The 22492-nt window shown below is 55.9% G+C and carries 15 protein-coding genes; 11 read left to right on the forward strand and 4 right to left on the reverse strand.

The window, feature by feature from the left end:
• Positions 1–3: 3 nt before the first annotated feature.
• From DFT_RS18550 to DFT_RS18570, 5 genes are all read left to right on the forward strand, one after another.
• Positions 4–303, forward strand: coding sequence for a putative quinol monooxygenase (locus DFT_RS18550; RefSeq protein ID WP_054032765.1), 300 nt, complete (start codon positions 4–6; stop codon positions 301–303).
• 198 nt (positions 304–501) lie between these two features.
• Entirely contained in the window at positions 502–1644 is a 1143-nt protein-coding gene (locus tag DFT_RS18555) for an acyl-CoA dehydrogenase family protein (RefSeq protein WP_076750805.1), read from the forward strand.
• Between the two features lie 264 nt (positions 1645–1908).
• On the forward strand, positions 1909–2826 hold the full coding sequence (locus tag DFT_RS18560; RefSeq protein WP_076750791.1) for a nucleotide-binding protein: 918 nt from the start codon (positions 1909–1911) through the stop codon (positions 2824–2826).
• On the forward strand, positions 2826–3476 hold the full coding sequence (locus DFT_RS18565) for a J domain-containing protein (RefSeq protein ID WP_054032768.1): 651 nt from the start codon (positions 2826–2828) through the stop codon (positions 3474–3476). Before DFT_RS18560 ends, DFT_RS18565 begins: the two co-directional genes overlap by 1 nt.
• Positions 3477–3797: 321 nt before the next feature.
• The gene (locus DFT_RS18570; RefSeq protein ID WP_054032769.1) at positions 3798–4199 is read left to right on the forward strand and encodes a hypothetical protein; all 402 of its coding nucleotides are present in this window, start codon (positions 3798–3800) and stop codon (positions 4197–4199) included.
• A 148-nt stretch (positions 4200–4347) separates the two neighbouring features.
• On the opposite strand, the gene DFT_RS18575 is transcribed toward DFT_RS18570, so the two are convergent.
• Together DFT_RS18575 and DFT_RS18580 are read right to left on the reverse strand one after the other, a co-directional pair.
• Positions 4348–5703, reverse strand: a complete 1356-nt coding sequence (locus DFT_RS18575) for an NHL repeat-containing protein (protein WP_054032770.1) — start codon at positions 5701–5703, stop codon at positions 4348–4350.
• A gap of 308 nt (positions 5704–6011) precedes the next feature.
• The gene (locus DFT_RS18580; protein WP_054032771.1) at positions 6012–7295 is read right to left on the reverse strand and encodes a DUF2254 domain-containing protein; all 1284 of its coding nucleotides are present in this window, start codon (positions 7293–7295) and stop codon (positions 6012–6014) included.
• Positions 7296–7476: 181 nt separating this feature from the next.
• Between DFT_RS18580 and DFT_RS18585 the strand changes: the two genes are divergently transcribed.
• A complete protein-coding gene (locus DFT_RS18585) occupies positions 7477–10809 on the forward strand; it encodes an ATP-binding protein (protein WP_054032772.1) in 3333 nt (1110 codons plus the stop codon).
• 297 nt (positions 10810–11106) lie between these two features.
• Positions 11107–11433, forward strand: a complete 327-nt coding sequence (locus DFT_RS18590; RefSeq protein WP_054032773.1) for a hypothetical protein — start codon at positions 11107–11109, stop codon at positions 11431–11433.
• Positions 11434–11514: 81 nt separating this feature from the next.
• On the opposite strand, the gene DFT_RS18595 is transcribed toward DFT_RS18590, so the two are convergent.
• Complete coding sequence (locus DFT_RS18595; protein ID WP_161807202.1) at positions 11515–14571, reverse strand: PAS domain-containing protein; 3057 nt, start codon at positions 14569–14571, stop codon at positions 11515–11517.
• A 758-nt stretch (positions 14572–15329) separates the two neighbouring features.
• Here DFT_RS18595 and DFT_RS25995 point away from each other — a divergent pair.
• The gene (locus DFT_RS25995) at positions 15330–17666 is read left to right on the forward strand and encodes a DUF6600 domain-containing protein (protein ID WP_152972077.1); all 2337 of its coding nucleotides are present in this window, start codon (positions 15330–15332) and stop codon (positions 17664–17666) included.
• Here DFT_RS25995 and DFT_RS27375 read toward each other — a convergent pair.
• The gene (locus DFT_RS27375) at positions 17547–18074 is read right to left on the reverse strand and encodes a L,D-transpeptidase family protein (RefSeq protein ID WP_369688335.1); all 528 of its coding nucleotides are present in this window, start codon (positions 18072–18074) and stop codon (positions 17547–17549) included. The two genes, DFT_RS25995 and DFT_RS27375, sit on opposite strands and share 120 nt — an antisense overlap.
• A gap of 221 nt (positions 18075–18295) precedes the next feature.
• Between DFT_RS27375 and DFT_RS18610 the strand changes: the two genes are divergently transcribed.
• From DFT_RS18610 to DFT_RS18620, 3 genes are all read left to right on the forward strand, one after another.
• Positions 18296–19741, forward strand: a complete 1446-nt coding sequence (locus tag DFT_RS18610; RefSeq protein ID WP_152972078.1) for an HD-GYP domain-containing protein — start codon at positions 18296–18298, stop codon at positions 19739–19741.
• Positions 19738–20367: a tetratricopeptide repeat protein gene (locus tag DFT_RS18615; RefSeq protein ID WP_054032778.1), complete on the forward strand. Its 630-nt coding sequence runs from the start codon at positions 19738–19740 to the stop codon at positions 20365–20367. The genes DFT_RS18610 and DFT_RS18615 overlap by 4 nt, the downstream gene beginning before the upstream one ends.
• Before the next feature lie 402 nt (positions 20368–20769).
• Positions 20770–22470, forward strand: a complete 1701-nt coding sequence (locus DFT_RS18620; RefSeq protein ID WP_054032779.1) for a tetratricopeptide repeat protein — start codon at positions 20770–20772, stop codon at positions 22468–22470.
• Positions 22471–22492 lie beyond the last annotated feature (22 nt).

Below are 22492 nucleotides of genomic sequence, written 5' to 3' on the forward strand. Positions count from 1 at the left end.
AAAATGATTTCAGTCGTTGCCAAACTCCCCGTACAGGAAGGAAAAGCCCAGGAAGCCATCGACATGTTCAAGGCGCTGCTGAAACAAGTGGCCACCGAAGAGGGCACCTTGCTGTACAGTTTGAACCAGAGCAAAAAAGATCCCAACACCATCGTTATCATCGAGCGGTATAAAGACGATGCCGCTCTGGCGGCCCATTCGGCGACACCCCATTTCAAAGAGTTTTCGGCCAAACTCGGCGGCTTCCTGGCCGGCCGCCCCGAGATTACCGTGCTCAACGAACTGGATGTGACATTCAAATAAGATACCCTGATCTACTCAGTGTCCGCCCACAAATAGGCAAATTGGGTCGAGATCAAGGCGCACGAAAAATTTAACCGCAGGCATATGACGGATATTCCGAGGATTAAATTTTTCGTGCAACGCCGATATCGGGCCAATTGGCCATTTGTGGATGGGCACTGCTTCAAACGCCCCGCCATTGGGGTTGAGGAGACCATTATGCATAGCTTGCTGTCCCAGGAGGACCTTGCCTTCAAGGCGCACTGTGAGGCGTTCGCCTCCCAAACGCTGGCCCCATTGGCCAAGAAACTCGGCGACATCAACGATGTGCCCCAGGAGTTGCGAACGTGCCTCGCCGAATCGGGTCTTTACGGCCCCCTTTTCCCCGAAGCATACGGCGGCACGGGACTCAGCGCCGTGAGGATCTGCCTGGCCCGTGAAGCGATCGCCGGCGTCTACGCGCCGGCCGACACGACACTGGCCATGCAGGGCTTGGGGGGGTATCCCATCGTCCTGGCCGGTAACGAAGACCAGAAGAAAAAATATCTTCCCAAGCTGGCCGCCGGCCAACGCCTCACCACCTTCTGCCTGACCGAACCCGAGGCCGGATCGGATGTTTCCGCAATCCAGACCAGGGCTGTGGCCGATGGGGACCACTTCGTCATCAACGGCCGCAAGCGCTTCATCTCCAACGGCTTTTCGGCGGATATGGGTGTGGTCTTCGTCAAAACCCCGACGGCCGAAAAGCCCAACGCCCTTTCGGCCTTCATTATTGAAAAAGGCATGCCGGGGTGGAATGTCGATTGGCGCATCGAGCTGATGGCCAGCCATGACATCGTGGAATTCGAATTCAACAACCTTCGGGTTCCCAAGGAAAATCTCTTGGGTCCTGTAGGCGGCGGTTTCAAGCTCGCCATGCAGACGTTGGATTTGATGCGCATGTCTGTGGGCGCTGCGGCACTGGGCATGGCCCGCACGGCCATGGAGAGAAGCATTCAATACGCGCGCAAACGGGTCCAATTCGGCCAGCAGATTTCGAAATTTCAGGGCGTGTCCTTCAAGCTGGCTGAGATGGCCGTGGACATCGAAGCCGCCCAATGCCTGGTCTACCTGGCAGCGATTAAAAAGGACCGCTCCGACCCGGCGGCCTCCTTGAGTTCGTCCATCGCGAAACTGCATGCCACCGAAGCGGCCTTCCGTTGTATCGATCAGGCCATCCAGGTCCATGGCGGCATGGGCGTGGTCAAAGGAGCGGTGGTCGAACGGCTCTATCGTGAAATCCGCCCCCTGAGAGTCTACGAGGGAACCACCGAAATCCAGAAGCTGATCATCGCTAACCACTTGATCAAACAGCCTAAATAGACAAAGAAATGATGCCGAACTTGACGGGGGGGCAGGCTATAAGACTGCCCCAACTGTTTCCAACGGTTGAACCGATGCGTGCTTGAGACCTTCACCATACAATGATTTCATGTAAGTATAATTAATCAATTCATAATCTTAGACACTCCCGCCGATGTCATTATTTTTTACAAACACCAACCCACGGCATTGCCTGGCACTATAATTGCTTTTATTCAAACCCCATGAGCATGGCCAATTCAATCCATAGAGCGATATCGCCATATGCCTGAGATACTACCGATAGGCGGTGGCAAGGGTGGCGTGGGAAAAAGCTTTATCTCCGCGAACTTAGGCGCCCTTATAGCAAAACGGGGCAAACGGGTCGTCTTGGTCGATTTGGACTTGGGAGCATCCAACTTGCATTCCTTTCTGGGCCTCACACCCCATAGAGACGGCCTGAACAGCTTTTTAAGCAAGAAATCCAGTAGCTTAGAAAACGTCGCACTGCCAACCGATCATGCCAACCTCTATTTTATCAGCTCGGTGAACTGCTCCATAGAGATCGCCAATTTGTATCATGCCCAAAAGCTAAAATTGCTCACGGCCATCGCCAGATTACCCTTTGATTATGTTTTGCTCGATCTTGGCGCTGGAACCAACTTCAACACCTTGGATTTTTTTCTTACCTCCAACCAAGGCATCATCGTCTGCACACCAGATCCCACATCCATTGAAAATGCCTTCCGTTTTATCAAAGCCGCCTATTTGCGCAGCATCAAACACGTCATCAAATCCAACGGCTTTTGTGAAACCATCAAAAATGCCGTCAGAGAGAATGAAAAACCATCGATGACAGCCAGCGACATTATTGACATGGTCATTAGGCATGACCCGGCAAAAGAGGATTTCTTGCGCGAGCGGATCAGCCAACTCAAATTTGATTTCATATTGAATCAATTTCGCAAGAACTCCGATCCCGCATTGGGAGAAAAACTCAAAATGGTATGCAATCGGCACTTTTATTCTTGTTTTGAGTTCCTTGGCAATGTCCGATTTGAGGAACGGGTCCCCAGCGCCATTGTGAGCAAAAAGCTTTTCATAAGAGAACATCCGGATGCGGCCGCCGCTGCGGATTTATACCGAATCAGCGAACTATTGCTGCAAAAACTGTCTAGTGGAACAAAAAAGGGCCAACCCTGATGAAAGATTTTGAAGCGCAGAACTATTACCAAATCCTGAAGATTCCAATGGATGCCGATCTGATCACCATCAAACGCGCCTACCGGGAAACCCTGAATATTTATGGTGAAGAAGCTTTGGCAACGTATAGCCTTTTCCCCGAGGAGCAGCGCACCCAATTGCTTCAAATCATAGAAACGGCGTTCCATACCCTGATCGACACACAGAGGCGGACAGTCTATGATCAGATGCTTCGCGATTCGGGCAAAGTTCACGAAGTGCATGAACCAATGCAGTGGATTCAGACAATCGAGACATGTTCCGACAGCACTGTGACCTGCAAACCACAAGACCTTCGTTCCCGGGTCAAAGAAAAATATTCGGATGAAAAAATTCGAAGTATGGCAGACCAAATCATTGCAAAAGACCAACTTTCGGGCCTGGAATTGAAGTGCTTGCGAGAGGCGCTTGATGTCGAAATCAGCGAAATCTTCGAGGAGATGCGAATCCCAAAATCAACCCTGAACCATATCGAAGCAGACGAATACGCCAGTCTGCCTGCCGAGGTATTTCTAAAATCCTTCCTCAAGTCCTATGCCCAAATACTCCAAGTTGATTCACAACGCGTCATCGAAGGCTATTTTAGACGCATGGCCCTCTCCGATCGTTGATTCGAAGTTTCGTTCTCGATCGCCAGGATTCACCGGCCGCCGGTAGACGCGACGCTCGATAGCGTCAGAACATCTGTTAAACTGGCCATAGGAAAAAGGTGGCTCACGCACAGGTCGGTCAAACACCGTTGCCCTTGGAACAACAAAGGCCGCATTTCATGTTGACAAGCCGCCAACTGATTGGCAGACTTATATAAATTTAATGGAATTCAGATTTTAGAGAGCCACCGATCCACTGAGCGCTTCACTTGCAAGAAGTGCCATAGGTTCATGTAACGTAGCCTCATTTTATTATTCTATTCATCAAGCGAGGTTTGAGCGATGATTCTCCATTTCAGATACATTACTCTGCTGGCTGTCGTCATGTTATCCATTGGGGCCTATTCGGCCGCGGCGGACGAGGAAAGCTTCTGCTACGTCACAGCCTACTCCTACAATTTAAGATCAGCGTACCACACACCGATTTTTGTGCAGATGTCCAGGGGAAAATCCTTCAACAATGAGCAGTATGTCGCAGACATGAAGCAGATCCGTAAATTGGAGGATGCTTTTCAAGCGCATCTTAAAAAGAAATATAATATCAATCCGTCATTCTTTGTGTTCAGTGCGGCAACTGGATTTAAAGAGATGGCCTTTGCTGAACGACGTTTGAACCTTGAACTGGTCGATTTGCAAACCAAAGGACTTAAGACGCAAGTCGTTAACGATTTTAAGGCGGATTAAGGATCATCCGCCAAATTCGCCAAGATAAATTGGAAATAAAATAGACACCACATAGTCATCTCCAGCTCACTGATACGCAAGAACCCCGGACACTTTCATACCAAGAATATCCGGGGTTCTATCCTGCGTCAGAGCTTTAATCCAACCGCTACTGGTAGATCTTCACCTGGTTGTTCCAAGTATCCGTGACATACACCTTTCCACTGGCATCTACCAATACCTTGTAAGGAAGGAATATGTCCTCGGCAAAGCTGAATTTGTAATTTCCGTTGGCATCATACTGATCGACCTGGTAATTGTCGGTATCTACGACCAATACGTCTCCGTTTTCTGCGACGGCGATGCCATTGGCGTTTATAAAAAGACCTTCCCACGATCCGAGTTGATTTCCACTCAGGTCGAATTTCGCGATCAGATTGGAGGAACCCGCCAAGACATATACCACCTGATTGTTCTCATCGACAACGACATCGGTAAATTCCGGGTGACCAAGCGCAGCCAGCTCTGGAGTTTCACCGAAGGTGCCCAACAAGTTGCCTTGACTATCGAATTTAAGAATTCTGGACCCATTATCGCCGCCCTTGTCCGTCACATAAATGGTGTCGTTGCTATCGATATATAGTCCAAGTGGAGAACTGATGATGGTCGAATCTGAAACAAACGGCAAGGGTGCCCCGTTCGCCTCGAATTTCTGCAGGGGAGGGGATGCGGATGAGTCAACCACATATATGCTGCCATTAGAGTCGACGGCTATGTCCAAGGGGTCATTTAAAGTAAAGGAGCTCCATCGCGAAAGTTGAGCGCCCGAGGCATCGAATTGAATAACAGATAGAGCGTCCCTGTCCAATACGAAAAAATTACCGGCATCATCCATATCGAAGGCATGCGGATATGAATACCCTGTACTTAGCGCTCCGATCTGTTCCGGTGGGACAGCATCCTGTGGATCGCACCCGGAGGAAGCCTGCCATTCCATATAGGCTTGTTCCAGACGGTCATCGCATGCCGCATTCAGTTGGGTAGTGAGATTGGCCAATTCACTTTCATGGGCAAGACTCAACTCATTCAATTTCTGCTGGGTGGTTGCCTGACATTCCAACTGGGCCTCTGCCAAACGCGTATCACATTGCGCGTTCAATTGCGCCGGCAACGCATCGAGCGATTGCTGCAATGATGCCACACTGGCGTTCAATTCGGCGATCTGATGTTCATACTGATCTCTCAGGGCTTGAATCTGTTCTTCATTCGAGGATCCCGTTGTGCCAATATACTCCAGAAAAAGCTGGCGGGCTTCAGGCAATGATTTGTCAAACTTCAGTTTGAGTGAACGAAGTTGATATTGGACGATCTTTTGGTGGATGTGCTGTTTGAAGTGTTCATAGTAGGTTTTCTGTTGTTTTTCCACATGAGAGTTCCATTTTCGCCGATCACCTTGGGCGTGTGTGATAGAAGCCAGGCTCATCAACAAGAGAATCACGAACAGAGTTCTAATTGGCTTTTTCATAATGCTCCTCCGTCTGCTGCGAGTTCAGATCCAAATTCCATCAGGTTCGTGGGAGTCGTACCAACCAATAGCATCAGACGGAGCACGCAAAAAAAATGCCTAAGATTAAAGGATCAATAATTCCTTAAGATTCAATACAAACCATTAAAAATAGCATTCCCAGGGATTCAAACCTGTTCCAATTTTCATACCTACCCTGTGCACGATACCAGACACCGACCCAGGTGTCTTTAAGATGGTCTCCTCAAAAATTGAATTCTTCTTCCGCCTGATCCGGAAAACAAAGGGGAAAGATGTTTTACTGACTGTTAAGGTTTCAAATGGGTAGCGAAATCGGACAGTCGGCGCACACTGGACAGGTCTTCGGGCAGCGCGAGAGATTTTTCCGCCCAGGCAAGCGCACGCCGGGCATGATGCATGGCCGCATCGCGCATGGCCGCATCATCGAGGGATGCCAGCGATGAGAGCGCTTTTTGCAAACGCACCATGACCTCGACGGCGCCGCTGCCGTCGCGACCGATGGCCGTAAATGCGTCATCGAACATTTCCCTCACCGACAACTCCGGCACCTCGACACGATCATACACCACCTCAGGAGGGGTTTCCGGATCGGGCGGTTCACTCCAGATCGTCAACAATCGCACCAGAATACCGATAACGTCGATGGCAGTGCCCGGATCGTTCACCGCCGGGGACAACGCCCGGCCGGCGATTTGCGAAAGCACGACCAGGCCGTAGCGGGGGTCCTCATCGAACACGCGTTCATTGCCTATCAAAAAGGCCTGGGCCAGTTTTCCCGCGTCAAATTCGGCCTCGGACCGGAAATCTGGCCGAACATAGGCCAGTGGCCGCCCAGGGGCCACAAAAGAGCCCGGCAACACCGCCACGGTGACCCAACCGTCGGTCTCCTCGGCACAGGCCTGCAGTACATCGATGTCGATCCGCTGGACATAACCGATCCGTTCACAAAATACGGCCTGACCCGAGGCGGGTCGTGGCAGGGCGGCCACGCCATTGAGGGCAGGCGCCTTCCGACGGCGCTTCAATGCGGCAGCGGTCGCTCGTTCCACCTTTTCGATGGTCGTTCCAAGGCGACCCAGGCGGGCGATCCGATCGACCCAACGAACAAAGGTGAAGATGACCATGCCGAACATGGCAACGGTCAACAGGAAAAGGACAAATCGGCCGGCGGTATCGAAAAAGTCGTTCTTGGCGGCGATCAACCCAACGATGCTGAAAATGAAAGCGCCGATAAAGGTCGAGAGTGCCCGCTGGGACACATCATCGGCGACAACGAGGGAGAAAGACCTGGGAGATGCCGTCGTGCTGACGGATGCATACGCCGACACCATCGATCCCACGGCAAAGGTCGCGATGACCAGCATACTGGAAGCCATGATCGAAAGGAGGGTTTCCACCGATGCTGCCGTAACCTGCGGCACGATGTGGCCCAGCGGGAGAAGGTCGGCAATCTTGGCGATGAACGCGCCGACGATCGACAACAGGCAAGCGGCCAGCGGCATCACCCACAAGCGCTCGCGAATCCGGTGGATAAGAAATCTCAGCCGATCATTCACTCTGACTATCGACATAACGGTACCCTCCGAAATAGTTATCTGTAATTACATATATTTTTATTGTCAAGGCAAAGGTCGGCACCATCATGTTCGATAATATCAAACACAGTTTGGGCTTGAACATCGTCCAAAATACCGTTACTTAAAAATAGTAACGAAAGATGAAACGAACCATCGCGGATGAAAGGTATTTTCCATGATGTATGCGTCCGTTCCATCCAAGTTGTCTCCTCCGCGTATCCAACTCCCTCTGATTCGAAAGCGCCTGATCCGCCGACTGAAAGTTGAGCCGGGGAGAAGACTGACCGTCATCCAGGGGCGGGCGGCCCAGGGCAAAACCACCCTCATGGCCACCTATGTCGCGCAATCCAAAATGCCCTTTGCCTGGATCAACCTGGAGGCCGAAGAATCGGATCCTGCAACCCTGTATCACTCGATGGTACTTGCCCTCTCCCCGTATGTACTCAAAAACTCACTGCTGCAGTTGATGTCCTACCCGTCGATCAATATGGGGCCGCGGGATGCCATGTCACGATACAAGGAGTGGGTCACCGCGCTTTTCCAGCGGGTCACCGGCCCCCTGCAGATCATCTTCGACGGGGCCGACCGCATGATTCCCAGTGCGCCTTCCTGGGGACTTTTCCAGGAGATGGTGGATTTACTTCCTAAAAACTTCCATCTCTTTATCGTCTCCCGTGAGCCACCCGGCATCGACTGCGGAAAGTGGTCCCAACCCCGGGAAATCAATATTCTCTCAGACAAAGAACTTGACTTCTCTTCACGGGAAACAGAAACCTTTTATCGCAAAAACCTGGGGGTTCGTCTATCCGAGGAAGAACTCCAAAGGATCCAGCGCATCACCGAAGGTTGGGTCGGGGGATTGATCCTGATCGGCGACATGATCAAGAACGGCCCCCACCGGTCCGATGGCGCCATTCTCAAGAGCGGCCCATTGGCCGAATTCCAGACCACGGTAAACCAATATTTCGACGAGGCGATCTTCGATGCCCAGCCTGAAACCGTGAAGCATTTCCTGCTGAAGACATCGATCCCGGATGAATTTGACCTGCACCTGATAAACCATCTGCTTCCAAAGACAGACAATGCGGCGATCATCCGGTCGCTCCTTGACCGGAATTTATTCATCGAGGTCTATGAACGTTCGTCAGATTTTCCGATTTACCGGTTTCACAGCCTCTTTCGAGACTATCTCGCCTACAAGTGCAAGGCGATGTTGTCAGAGGAAGAAATCCGCAAGTTCTACGCGGAAACCGCTCAATATTACGAGAGGCAGGGCCTGAATATCTCGGCTGCACAATTTTACCTGAGGTCCCATCATTTTTCCGAGGCGGTCGCAATGATCGAACAATTCGGCAGCACACTGGTTAAAGAGGGCCGCCACGCCATCCTCGCCGACATGCTCAAGGTGTTTCCTCCGGAGATAAGGGACAACCAACCCTGGCTCCTGTTTTTCGCCTCCATGCTCTCCCGGTTCACAGAGGCGGATAAGAACATTTCGCGACTGTGGAAAGCCTATCAAATTTTCGAATCCCAGGGGCGGGTCGACGGGCGCATCCTCTGTCTGGCCTTTCTACTGGAGGCCACTTTGATGCGAGGACGCGACGTGATCCCCCTGCAGGATCTTCTGAAAGAAGCCAATCGGTTGGGAAACGCCGTTGGTCCGCAGGGGTTCGATTGGGGAAAGGCGTTGCTGTGGCTTAATACCGGCCTGGCCTTGACGATCCGCGGCGGAGAACCGCGAAGGGGATTTGTCGCCTGCCAGAACGCCTGGCTTTTCGCTGCCAAGGCCGGCGACCCGATCCTGCAGTTCAACGCGCTGATTAATAGCGGCATTGCCGTGACATGGCTGGGCGAATTCCATAAACTGCCCGGCCTGCTGCGAAATCTAGAGATGTTGGAGAAACGCATAGACTCCCCGGAACTCAGCATCCTGAAAGAGAAAATGTTGAGCGAGATGCACCTGTTCCGCGGCGATCTGGCTCCCGCCAGGGCGTGCCTGGACAAACTGGATCGAGCCATCTCAGAAATGGGTCTGGTCTACCTGGCGCCCCTCAAACTCTATTCCGATTTTCTGCTGGCATTCTACAGCGAGTCCTACGGCGAAGCCCAAAAAATATCGGAGCAACTCTTCCAGCTTTGTACCGCCATGGATCACAGGACCGGCATGGCCTTGTCCTCAACCTTCCGGGGGGCCAATTTCTACTGGCAGGGACACTTCGACGCAGCGAAAGGCTGTTTTCGCGACAGTCTCGCCATCTATCAAGAACCCGGATGCCGATCGGGCTTGCATGAAAACTGGACCCAACTCCTGCTCGCCCTGTCGGAACTCCATCTTGGCCAATGGGAATCCGCCGAAATCCGAATGCGAACAAGTCTGACCTATTTCAGGCGCATTCAGAGCAACACCTTTACCACCGAAGCGCTCCTGTCCATGGGATTTCTATTTATTCGCCGCAATCAGATCGAAGCGGCCGAGGACTGTCTATCAGAAGCCTTCGAGTTGGCCGAACGTTACGGTGTTTCTCATTTTGCTATCGTTCGACCGCTCGATGCGATCGAAATATACACGCGGGCCCTGGAAATGAATATCGACGACCGGTTCGATCATATCCGAAAATTGCTCACCCGCAAATACGGCCCCCGCGCCAGCACCAACCTGTCGGCATTGGCCGACGAGGGTACTCCAGGCACGCGAGCCAAGGCCCTGGAGATCCTCAAAGCCATCCGCACCCGGACCCTGCCCCGAATCAAGGTCCGCGCTCTGGGTACCTTCGAGGTCTGCCGGGACAAAAGCCCGATTCCCGAATCGGATTGGAAAGGCACCCGCTCAAAAGATTTCCTCAAAGCCCTCGTTTCCAGGGGCGGCCGTCACATTCCCAAGGAGATACTGATCGAAGACCTCTGGCCTGACTCCAAGGCTTCGGGCGAAGGCACCTTCAAGGCATCGCTGCATCGGCTGCGGCGGGTGTTGGAGCCGGACATGGACCAGAAGATCGGCTCCATCTACATCGTATTGCAGGACAATCTTGTCTCACTGAATCCCGATCTTTGCGAGGTGGATGCCTTTCGCTTTCTGCTCATGTGCGAGAACGCGCAAAACGAGGAAAACGCCAACCGGCCCCGGGAAGCATTGGAGCTTTTTCTTGCGGCAAAGGCGCTTTACGGCGGAGACTTTCTGCCCTCAGACCCTTACGCCCCGTGGGCCGAACCTATGCGACGGCGCCTGTCCGCCATCTATTGCAACCTGTTGGCGAGCATCGGCAACCTTTACGAGCAGCGCGGTGCGCTGCACAAAGCTTGTCAGATGTTTCATTGCCTGCTCGATGCGGATCCGCTGGATGAAACGGCCTGTCGGCGTCTCATGGCGCTTTACGCCCGGCGCGGCCTTCCAAACAAGGCCGACCGGGTCTATAAAGCTTTCCGGCGCCGCATGGAAAAAGAACTGGGCGAAAAACTCGATCCCGAATTGGATGCCCTGTATCGGGGAATCATGGAAACCCAAAAATAGCCATAAATATAAATCAAATGTTGAATTCTAATCATCACCAAATATCCATCTGGTACGAACACTATAATTTTTCAGTAAGTTATAACCCACCCTCACATCCCATTCATCCATCCTTTTGAAACCTCAACGCAACCCCCGGCATGATAGTTTAAATATCAGGATGGACGCACCGATATGATCAAGCGGGCACTGGCGGCCCGAATTTTCCCGTTTCCCGCTGGAGGCCGGGGGACGCATCGTAAACGCGACGATGACCGCGCCATTAGCAGATGAACACCAAACAAAGGGGGGTGCACCATGAAACAGATTATGATCGCACTGGCGGTTTGTGTGCTGACCGTGGCGGCCGTATCCGTCTCTCAAGCCGGCAATCTCGCCGATTATTACGACGATTACCTGACCGCGGCATCCGAAAAGTGCGCGGGCAAATGCTGCTTCCTCAACTCCAGGTGCTGTGCCTTACGCGAATACGCCATGAAAAATCAGGCCAAGGCCGAGTTTTTAAAAAATCACAAGGCGGAATTGATCGAAAAGATGATCGCCGCGGATGTCGGCCAAAAGCCATATAAAATTGACTACTTCCTCACAGCTGAATTTGGAGCCCACCAGAGAGGGCAGCGGTGACGAGGTCCCGAGCGGCGTGAAGCTTGAGAACGGAAAAACCTGATCGAACCAACGGCGCCCGCCTTGCCCGGGCATCGCATGTCAATTTTCGCCGAAGGGCAAGGCGATGGAGATCTGCGTGCCTTCACCCGGATTGCTCGTCAGGCTGACGCTGCCACGGTGTTCTTCCACAATTTTCTTCACATTGGCCAAGCCGATGCCGGTTCCGCGCGCCCGGGTGGTAAAGAGAGGCTCAAAGGCGCGTTGAAGTGTCTCTTCTTCCATGCCGGTGCCATTGTCCGTGACCTGGATCATCACACCATCCTTTTCCACGGTCGCGGCCAGTCTGATTTCGGGCACATACGGCGCACCCGCCGCCTTTTCAGCCTGCTCGCGTGCCCGAACGGCCTGGATGGCGTTGTCCAGCACATTGATGATCACCCGCCGCATCTTTTCCCGGTCATGGGGCACGGCCGGCAGGTCGGTGCCTAAATCCGCTGCAATGGCCATACCTTCGGATTCCTTGAGCTGTTGGATGACCTGGGCCAGCCATGGGGTCAGCGCCTCCTTGACCATCGAGGCATTGCGACCGCGGGTGTATTCGAGCAGATCGGCCACGATGGCATCGCACATGGAGACCTGGTCGTCGATGCGTTTCAGGTGCTTGTCGATTTTGGCATCCTTCTCCTTGATTTTTCGGTGCAAATAGAAATTGGACGACCGGATCACCCCAAGGGGATTGCGCAGTTCGTGGCTCACCGTGGCCGTGAGCTGGCCGAGCACCGCCAGCTTTTCGTTCTTGACCAGTTCGGCCTGGGCGGCTTCCAAAGCCTGGGTGCGTTCCCTGACCATCTCTTCCAGGTGCTGCCGATACTTCTCCAGCTCCCGTTCGGCGCGCTTGCGTCCGGTGATATCGACGGCCATGGAGAGAAGGCAGTCCTGCCCGTCGAACCGAATGGGCAGACCGGACATCAGGTTGGTGAAGACCTCTCCGGATTTGGTCCGGAAGTCGATTTCCATGCCGTCCACCCGGCCTTCCGCCTCGAAGGTCTTGAAATACAGCCGCCGATCATCCGGGTTGACATAAAGGCCCAGTTCGAGGGAGGTGCGCCCGATGACCGCTTCACGATCATATCCCATGCGCCTACAAAAATTGTCGTTGAGATAGACGAAACGGTAATCGTTCCGCCGCGTGATCAGAATGGAATAGGGCGCCCCATCGAGGATTTTGCGATAGTTTTCCTCGCTCTCCTGCAGGGCCTTCTGAAAGGCCTTTATCGTGGTCAAATCGACGGAAGAAGTAAGCAAACACGCTTCGCCTTTGTAATGAATCGGCGTGATGGAAATCAAATTGTCTTTGATGCCGCCGTCCTTGCCGCGAAGCTGCATCTCCATGCTGCGAATCCGGCCGTGCCGGGCCAGCTCATCGAGCAGGCGCTGCCGCGCAGCGGCATCGATATACATATTGAGCGACAGGACCGTGCGGCCCATCACCTCCTCCCGGCGATAGCCGGTGTGCTGGGTAAAAGCCTCGTTGACCTCGACGTAGCAAGAATCCGACGCCCGCAGGATCCCCATTGCAATGGGCGTCGATTGGATCACCTTGCGGTAGCTCGCTTCGCTCTCGCGCAGGGCGCGTTGGGCAGCTTTCAATTCACTGATATCCACGGTGACGGACAGGATGCACGCTTCGCCCTTGTAGCGCATGGGCGTCATGGAGATCAGGCTTTCAAGCGTGCGCCCGTCCCTGCTTCGGAAACGGACCTCCATGCCCTCCACCTTTCCGTCGCGGTGGAACCTTTCCATCAAACGTTCGCGGTCGGCCGGGTTTTCGTACAAATTGAGCTGCTCGGCCGTACGCCCGATGGTCTGTTCCGGCGTATGGCCGGTGCGTCGGTAGAATGCGGCATTGGCCTGCACATAGGTGCCGTCCGAGAGGCGCGACACCACGATCGTATAGGGAGCGGTCTCCAGGGTCGAGCGGTAGCTCTCCTCGCTCTCCTTAAGAGCCTCCTGGGCGGCCTTGAGATCGTTGATCAGAGTGGAGACCGCCAGCACGCACGCCTCACCTTTGAATTGCATCACCCTGGCCGAAGTCAAGGCGTTCAGAACGGTGCCATCCTTGGCCCGGTAGCCGACCTCCATGCCTTGAACCTGCCCATGCGCCAGCAGGTCGGCGATCAGCTTTTCGCGTTCGGCCGGATCGACATAGAGGTCCAATTCAAGGGGGCTTTTTCCCACGGTTTCGTCACGGGTATAACCAGTCTGCTGATAGAAGGCCTCGCTGACCTCCAGGTACTTGCCGTCGGACACCCGGGTCAAGCTGATAGCATCTGGCGCCAATTCAAGCACCTGGCGGTAGCTCTCCTCGCTGTCACGCAGGGCCTGCTGCGCTCGCTTGAGAGATGCAATCTCCGTGGAGACAAACAGAAAGCACGGTTTGTTTTTGAACTGAATGCGGCGACCCGACACCAGGTTTTCCAGAACCGTCCCATCCTTGGATCGAAATTGCACTTCCAGGCCGTCCATGGAGTCACGCCGCATGGCCTCGAGGAACTGCAGCCGTTCCTCGGGCACGGCGAAAAGTTTCAACGCTTCGGGGGTGCGTCCGACGACCTCATCCGGGCGGTATCCCGTTTTCTCGAAGAAGGCTTTGTTGGCCGCCACGTATCGGCCGGTGCCGACCTCGTTGATGGTGATGGCGTCCGGCGAGAGGTCCATGATGCTGCGATAACTCTCTTCGCTCTCACGAAGCGCCCGCTCCATATCGAGCTGCTCGGTGCGATCCCTGGAAATGCCGAAAAAACCGATAGGTTCACCGGACGGCTGCCGCAGCAGGGAGACCGAAATTTCATGGATGCGCAACGCCCCGTCCGGATGGATGATGTCGCATTCGATGCCTTTGGCAGGCCTGCCCGTAAGATAGACCTGATTGAAGATGCCGAAGATCGTTTTGGCGGTATCCACTGCCATGTAGGTCTGGTAGTTCGTGCCGATCAATTCGTCGACCGAGCGGCCCAGGTGCGCGCTGGCGGCCGGGTTGACATAGGTAAAATGGCCGGTCAGATCCGTCTCGTAATATCCCTCTTCCATTTGATCCAGGATATTGCGATATTTTTTTTCTTCCGGGCTCGGCGCATCATGATGCGTCGTTGTCACGATTCCGACCTCCTTCCTGAACGGCATCCCATTGGTAAAAATACAATTGAACACCCAACGCATTCAAATTTTCATTTAACACTCCTTGATTTGGGAATACAAGCCGTTCCATGGCGATTCAGCAGTTCTAACTGAATGCGATTCATTATACCCGACGTGGGTGGAACAGGTGGCCGATGCCACACGCCAAGCGGTCAAGTGCCGGTAACATGCACGGCGGGCGGCCCGGAAACTCGCTGCGCTCAAACAGTCTGGGCCGCTTGTCCGCCGTTTGCATTCAACCGGCACTATCGACCGCAGGCTCACGTGGCCCTGGCCACCTGTCCCACCCGGGCCTGCCATGAACACTGGATTGCGAATTATTTTATCAAACAACGCTTGGAAAACACGCACTTCAAGGTAAATCACATTCAGTTGAATCCCTACTGGCGATTCCCCGGGGCCGCCCCTTGCCGGTCTATTCGCATGGCGGCAATTTAGTGCACGTTGTAAACTTTTCCCGTTGATGCACGTCTTTTTAGTTGTAACTTTAAAATCAATTCGCCGGCAGACCGAATCGTCCCGAATCGAATAGGATAATGGCATGGCTTCAGCCCGATCGATTTAAACGCACAGGTTCAACGCACATGGAGTTTCATCATCGAGTGGCCACTGACCGGCATGGTCTGCCGGCTTAAACAAAGGAGCATGAAAACATGCGGGCGACAATGACATTCATGTTGATAATGGCATGTTTCCTGTTAATCCCGGGCATGCCGATGGTTCATGACAGCATGGCTCAGGAGGCGCAAACCGATGAGATCGGCCACACCCCGCCGCGCCTCAGTTTCGTCGAGGGACTGGCCTCGTACTGGCGGCCCGGTGCCGAGGATTGGGTCGCGGCGCAGGTCAACACCGCCCTGGCGCCAGGCGATCAACTCTATGTCGAGGGCGAAGGCAACCTCGAGCTGCAAATCGGTTCCCAGGCGTTCGTCCGCAGCGGCCCGGACACGCAGATCGGGCTGGAGAGCCAGGAACCCGATTTCCTGCAGTTCAGAGTGACGGCCGGCCGTATCGCCCTGGATATGCGCGCTATGGGTTCCGGACAGATGGTGGCGGTGGAGACGCCCCATGCCGCCTTTAGAGTCGACATCGAGGGATATTTCCGCCTGGATGTGGACGATGCAAAAACCACGTTGAGCACTCACCGGGCCGGCAGGGGGACGCTCGTCACGGAAAGCGGCGAAACCATCCCGGTCGGCACCAATACATCGGTGACCATCCACGGCGCCCCAAACGCGCACATCACCTCGCGCACCGCTCCGCCGCTGGACGATTGGGACCAGTGGAACTATGCCCGCACCGATCAATATATCGATTCGGTGAGCGGTTCGGAAAGCGCGCGTTACGTTTCATCGGATGTCTACGGCCTGAGCGACCTTGACCGCTACGGCACCTGGCGGGTCCTACCCACCTATGGTCCGGTCTGGATGCCCAGAGGGTTCGCGGCCGGATGGGTCCCCTACAGCACCGGTGCCTGGGTGCGCGATCCCTTTTATGGCTGGACGTGGGTGGACAGCGCCCCATGGGGTTGGGCGCCGTATCACTACGGCCGCTGGGTCTACGTGAACAGCTATTGGTGCTGGGCACCCGGACCGCGGATTGTGCGTCCTCCCTATGCGCCCGCGCTGGTGGCATTTTTCGGGGTTCCCGGCGTACAGGTCAGCGTCGGCATCGGTGCGTCGTCCGTCGGATGGGTGTCGCTCGGGTGGGGGGAACCACTGATTCCCTGGTGGGGCAGACCCGGCTTTATCCACCGGCCCTGGTGGGGCGGTTGGGCAGGACCCCGGTACGTGAACAATCGGGCCGTCCATCACCATACCGTGGTCAACGTCCAGAACATCAACGTCTACCGCAACACGAAAATCAGAAACGGCATGGTGGTGGTCCACCGGGATCATTTCGGCCGCGGTCCCATCGACAAAGCCCATCGGGTCAAGACAGACACGCACCGCTTGCGCCCCCTGCACGCGGCGCCCAGGGTATCCACGTCCAGCGCCGGTTTTGTTCCCAGCCGTCAGCACGGCCCGCGTCCACCGGATAAATACGTGAAGCGTCCCGTGGTTGACTATCGCCGGGCGCATTCACCGGCCAAACCGGCCATCGCCAAGCCGCACAACAACGGCCGCAGGGATCGCACGACCGTTCATCCGCCTTCGGCCGAACCGCCTCGGCCTGCTACCGCATCCGGCCGTTCTCCTGAAGCCGTGAAGACGAACCACGGCCGCGGTGAACCTTCCCGAATGGATCGGCCCCGGACGCCGCGCATCACATCGCCGGACGATAGACGCCAGCCGCCGGTGCGCCCGTCCCGGACGCCTGAGATGCGCACACCACCACCCCGCACATCGCCCGCCGCATCCCCCAACGTTCGCCAGCAGCCACCTGAAACGAGCGGGCCGCGGGTTACCCGGACCCCGCAAACGGCACGGCCTCAATCCGGGACGCTTAGATTCTATAGAAAAGAAGATTCGAAAACGGGTTCAGGGGAAAAAAAGAGGCGCCCCAATACACGCCGGGTCGCCCGGATGTATCCCGGACCCGGCCAGAGCGTGCCATCGAGCGCGGGCAGGAACGCATTGCAGCGCCTTCGGCCAGGCCGGTCCCGGACTCTCCGATGCGTGGGCGTGACGCCATCCGGCGGCCTCTCAACGACATGCGGGGCAACGAGGGCGGCCCTGTTGTACCTGAACAAGGACGGCCGCCATCTTTTCAACAAAAAGAACCTGGGAGCGAAAATCGTGGGGATGATCGACCGGGAAACGCCAACCGGAATGAGGCCCCTTCACGCCAGGGTCGGGGTTCCTGGCGGGGTGCACCGGACAATCATGGCAATGTTGGCCGCTGGCGATAGTCTTGAAAAACACCAGGCGCTTCCGCTGCGTCAGCCGTCTGGGTCCGGGCGAAACTCACGCCCCAGCGATGGAACATCCTGTTCAGGGTCTGATGATAATAGGGGTACCGACAGTGACCGCCTCCCAGATTGCATCCATGGCGCTGTTGGACACCGCGATGCAGCCGTCTGTCCAGTGATACGGCTCTTTCAGCCGGGATAGCCACTCGAAACCACTCTTATGCCCGTGGATCATGATCATGCCACCAGGGTCAACGCCCATCGTCCTGGCTCTGCGCATGTCCGCCGCATTGGGGTAGGATATGTGAATGGCCTTATAAAAAGCGCTGTCTTCTTTTTTATAATCGAGGATGTATCGACCCTCCGGCGTGCGCTGATCGCCTTCCTGCAGCTTCTTTCCTTTAGGATTAGCGCCGAGCGCAACCCGATAAACATCCATCATCTTTCCATTTTTCATCAGGTAGAGTTTGGCCCTGGATTTGACGACCAGAACCAGATCGGCCTGTTCGTGGCCAAAAGCGGAGAATGGCATGAGGATCAATAGGAGGACGGTCCAGAGTCTCATCGAAAGTTCCATTGTGCGCCTGCCCTGTCGGTCTGCTGTTGCCATAACATAAACGCATCACGGCCGATCGGAAAAGTCATTTTTTTCGGATCAGCGACGGAAAGCGGCCAGGAGGCCCAAAGAGGCCCGGTGAGACATTGACTCACCCGACGGCATGAAGTGCCCCACCCCCGATAGGGCTAAAGTTCTCCCTGAAGTGGCCGATAACATGTTTTGCATACGTCTGAAAAGGTCGGGTGCAGAGGGAGAGGACAGTGATTGCGCGCATGGGCTCATCCGTTGGTAAGGCAACTGATCATTTCAGTGCATGCCTCAAGCCTGGTCGGACCGCTTTGCGGTTGGCGGCGCGACGATGCCGTTCGGCCAGCCTCCGATTCAAAATCGCCTTTTTCGTGGTCTTGCTGCTGACCTCCACCTCCTTCGTTCTCAGCCTCGTCACCGTTCAGATCATGAACAACCATATCCTGAACGAGATCCTCAAAAGGGGCGAATCGGTGGGCAAGAGCATTGCTGCCGCCGCAGGATACAGCCTCCTCTCCAAGGATCTGCTGGGTCTGGACAACCTCGTCTATCAGAGCAAGTCCTCCAATGACGACATGCCTTACGTATACATTGTCGATACGAATTTGAAGACGATCGTCCACAGCGAAAAGCCGATCATCGGGGAGAGCATGCCTGCCTCCCAGGGCCGGCTTTACCGCCAAGGCGCCGACGGGGTCATCGTGAATGAACTGGCGAATGCATCGGGAACGATTTTCGAAATATCATGCCCCATCGTCTTTATGAAAAAACCGCTGGGCAGCGTGGTCGTCGGCATGAACAAATCCGTCCTGACAGCGGCGCAAAACAAGGTCGGCCGGATGATATCCATCGTCTTCGGCATTATCGTCGTTCTGGGCATTTTCGCCAGTTCGCTGCTGGCCTCCTTCTTGATCAAACCCATCAAAGAGCTCGCCGCAGGTGTCGAGGAATTGAAGCACGGGACCGGAGAGAGTCCCCTGCGGATCTACTCCCAGGATGAACTGGGCAAACTGACCCGCAACTTCAACGAGATGTCGGCCTTGATCGCCCAGCAACGAGGCAAATTGACCAGGTATGCCCAGGATCTCGAAGAGGCCTATGTCTCCATCGTGAAAGTGGTGGCCGCGGCCATCGATGCGAGAGACACCTACACCCATGGCCACAGCGCCCGTGTGGCCAAATATTCGCTGCTCATCGGCAAGGAGATCGGCCTGGCCAAAGAGGAGTTGCGGGACTTGGAGATCGCCTGCCTTTTCCACGATGTGGGGAAAATCAAAACGCCGGACGCCATCCTGCTCAAAGCGGACAAACTCAACCGCATCGAGTACAGGGAAATGATGCGACACGTCGAATACGGCGCTTCCATCCTCAGTTGGGCGCCCTCGCTCGCCAGATACATTCCTTCGACCCTGCATCACCACGAATGGCATAACGGCAAGGGCTACCCGGACGGGCTGGCCGGTGACGCTATCCCGCTGTTCGCCGCGATCATCACCATAGCGGATGCATATGACGCCATGACGTCGAACCGCCCCTACCGCAAGGCACTGCGCAAAGAGGAGGCGCTGCGCGAAATTGCACGCCAGTCGGGGGCGCAATTTCGCCCGGACCTTGCCCGGGTGTTCCTTGAATTGATGAAAAAGGGCCGCGACCAGCATGCGCCCCTCTATGTCGTGAGGGCCGCCGGATGACCCTCACCGCCCGCCACATAGGGTTCATGCTCATTGTGCTGCTTTTGCCGGGCATCTGGTCGTGTGCGCAGACAGGAGAGCGGGTATCACCCCAAAAAGGCATGGAGACGCCACCGGCCCCTGCCGAACAGACCTCGCGGCCATCCGCTGACGGATCGGCCCGGGCACCGATCCCGGCGGCCGACCTGGCTCGAAGAGAGATGGATGCGGGCCGGTACCAGAAAGCCCTCGACCTGTATGACATGGCGCAGCGCAGCGCCCCCCAGGATCGGCAAGTGCTGCAAGACTATACGGTCAGCGTGGAAAAGATCAGATCCGTGGCCCGGCAAGCCATGGATCAGCAGGATTTTGTTTCCGCAGGCCGGATTTATCATGTGTTGCTGAAAAACCATTCAAACTTCCACCGGCTCGACGGGACGCTTTCGTTCGACGCCGCCGATCTCGATGAAAATCTGGCCAACTGCAAAAAATGCATTGCCAAACAGGGGTTCGAAGCCTATCGCAATGGCGAGCTCGATGAGGCCATCGCCTTGTGGGAGGCGCTTCTGGAGATCGACCCCGGCAACACGGAAATCAAGGATGCGTTGCGCATCGCCAGGATGCAGCACAAGAACCTGCAGGAATAACGCCCGGCCGCGTCCATCGCAGCCCACGATAAAAATCGTGCGATCCCGTCCTGAAAATTCACGGCAACCGCTTTGACAGCCGGCCCAACCCGTTTTAACCTATGCGACACCGGGTGTGGTGGTGCCCAGGGATGTTTGTTTGCCACTGCCGAATCCATACCATCTGCGACATCGTTCATGCCGGCGTTCCAAGCGATCCCGCTACTGCCCGCTCCTGCCCGCTCCTGATAGATCCACCGCTCTCCCCGAGGTGCCCGCCCGCCTGAGTGATCCGACGAATCATACCTGTGACACGGCCCTGAGATCGCGGTGGACCGCCCACCGACATCGAGGGCCCGGGCTTTTGCCAATTGAGACATCCCACCGTGCATGCGATGCGGTGGCGAGATGGGAGGTAGCGATATGAACGGTAAACTTAAACATATGGCCCTGTATGGGGCATTGCTGTCGATAATCCTATTCACGACAACCACATGGGCCAGTTCCCTGCATGTGGCCAGCCATGACCCGCGCGCCCTGAAGGCCGATCCGAAAAAGGCCGGCGAGCCGATTGCACCCGTGCTGACCGACATCGGCGACACCCATATGCCGATCACGACCCGGTCGGAAAAGGCCCAGTATTTTTTTGATCAGGGGCTTCGTCTGACCTATGCATTCAATCACCAGGAGGCATTGCGCAGCTTCAAGGAGGCCGCCCGGCACGATCCCGACGCGGCCATGGCCTACTGGGGCTGGGCGCTGGTGCTGGGCCCCAATTTGAATCTGCCCATGTCCGCCGAGGTGGCGCCCCAGGCCTATGAAGCAATTCAGATGGCATTGGGCCTCAAAGAGAAGGTGACGGCTAAAGAGAGCAGCCTCATCGTCGCCTTGGCCCAACGTTACGCAGCAGACCCGCCGGCCGATCGGGCGGCCCTGGACGCCGCCTACGCCGACGCCATGAAGCAGGTGCACACTCGATACCCCGAAGACAATGACGTGGCCACGCTCTACGCCGCGGCATTGATGAATCAGTCCCCCTGGGACTACTGGACCCGGGACGGCCGGCCCAAGGCCCGCACGCCGGAAATTCTGTCCACACTGGAAGGGGCCATGCGGCGCGACCCGCACCATGAAGGCGCGCTGCACTACTACATTCATGCTGTCGAAGCAGTGGACGCCGAGCGCGGGGCCGCCGCTGCGGACCGCTTGCGGGGATTGACGCCCGGGGCCGGCCACCTGGTGCACATGCCCACCCATGTCTACATGCAACTGGGCCGCTATGCCGAATCGTTCGAACTCAACGGCCAGGCGGCCAAGGCCGACGAGAACTACCTGGTCCAATGCCGTGCCCAGGGGATCTATCCTTTGGGGTACTATCCGCACAATATCCACTTCCAGGCCTGGGCCGCGCTGATGATGGGCCACCAGGAAAAGGCGCTGGAAGCCGCCCGCAAGGTGGCATCGAAAGTGCCCGCCGACTTCTCCCACAACACATGGGGCTTGTACCAGACCTTCGCCAGCATGCCGCTCTTCGCACTGGTACGCTTCGGGCAGTGGGATCAAGTGCTGGAGGAACCCCGGCCGCCGGCCAAGTGGCACTATATGACCGGCATCTGGCACTATGCCCGCGGCATGGCCTACGCGCATACGGGCCAATACAAAAGCGCCCAAAAAGAGCTCGAAACCTTGCTGGGCATCGCCATGGATCCCGTGTCCGGCCATGAGATGGTCGGCTTTGGCAATACGCCTACCCTGCTGAGCATCGCCGGGGAGGTGCTGGCCGGTGAGCTGGCGGCCAAGCAGAAACGGTTCGAAGCCGCCATCGGCCATCTGGATCGGGCCGTTCGGCTGGAAGACAGCCTGATGTACAACGAACCGCCGGACTGGTACTACCCGGTACGCCATACTTTGGGGGCCGTTCTTATCGAAGCCGGCCGCCCGGCCGAGGCGGAAGTCATTTACTGGCAGGATTTGAAACGGTACCGGAACAATGGCTATTCGCTCTACGGGCTCTGGCAAAGCCTGAAGGCCCAGGGGCGCGATGCCGAAGCCCGGCAGATGCAGCAGTCCTATGCCCAGGCCTGGGCCCATGCCGACCGCTCGCTCTCTTCTTCGCGCTTCTGATGACCTCGCGTTGATGTAAAAC

The organism is Desulfatitalea tepidiphila (assembly GCF_001293685.1).
GTDB lineage: Bacteria > Desulfobacterota > Desulfobacteria > Desulfobacterales > Desulfosarcinaceae > Desulfatitalea > Desulfatitalea tepidiphila.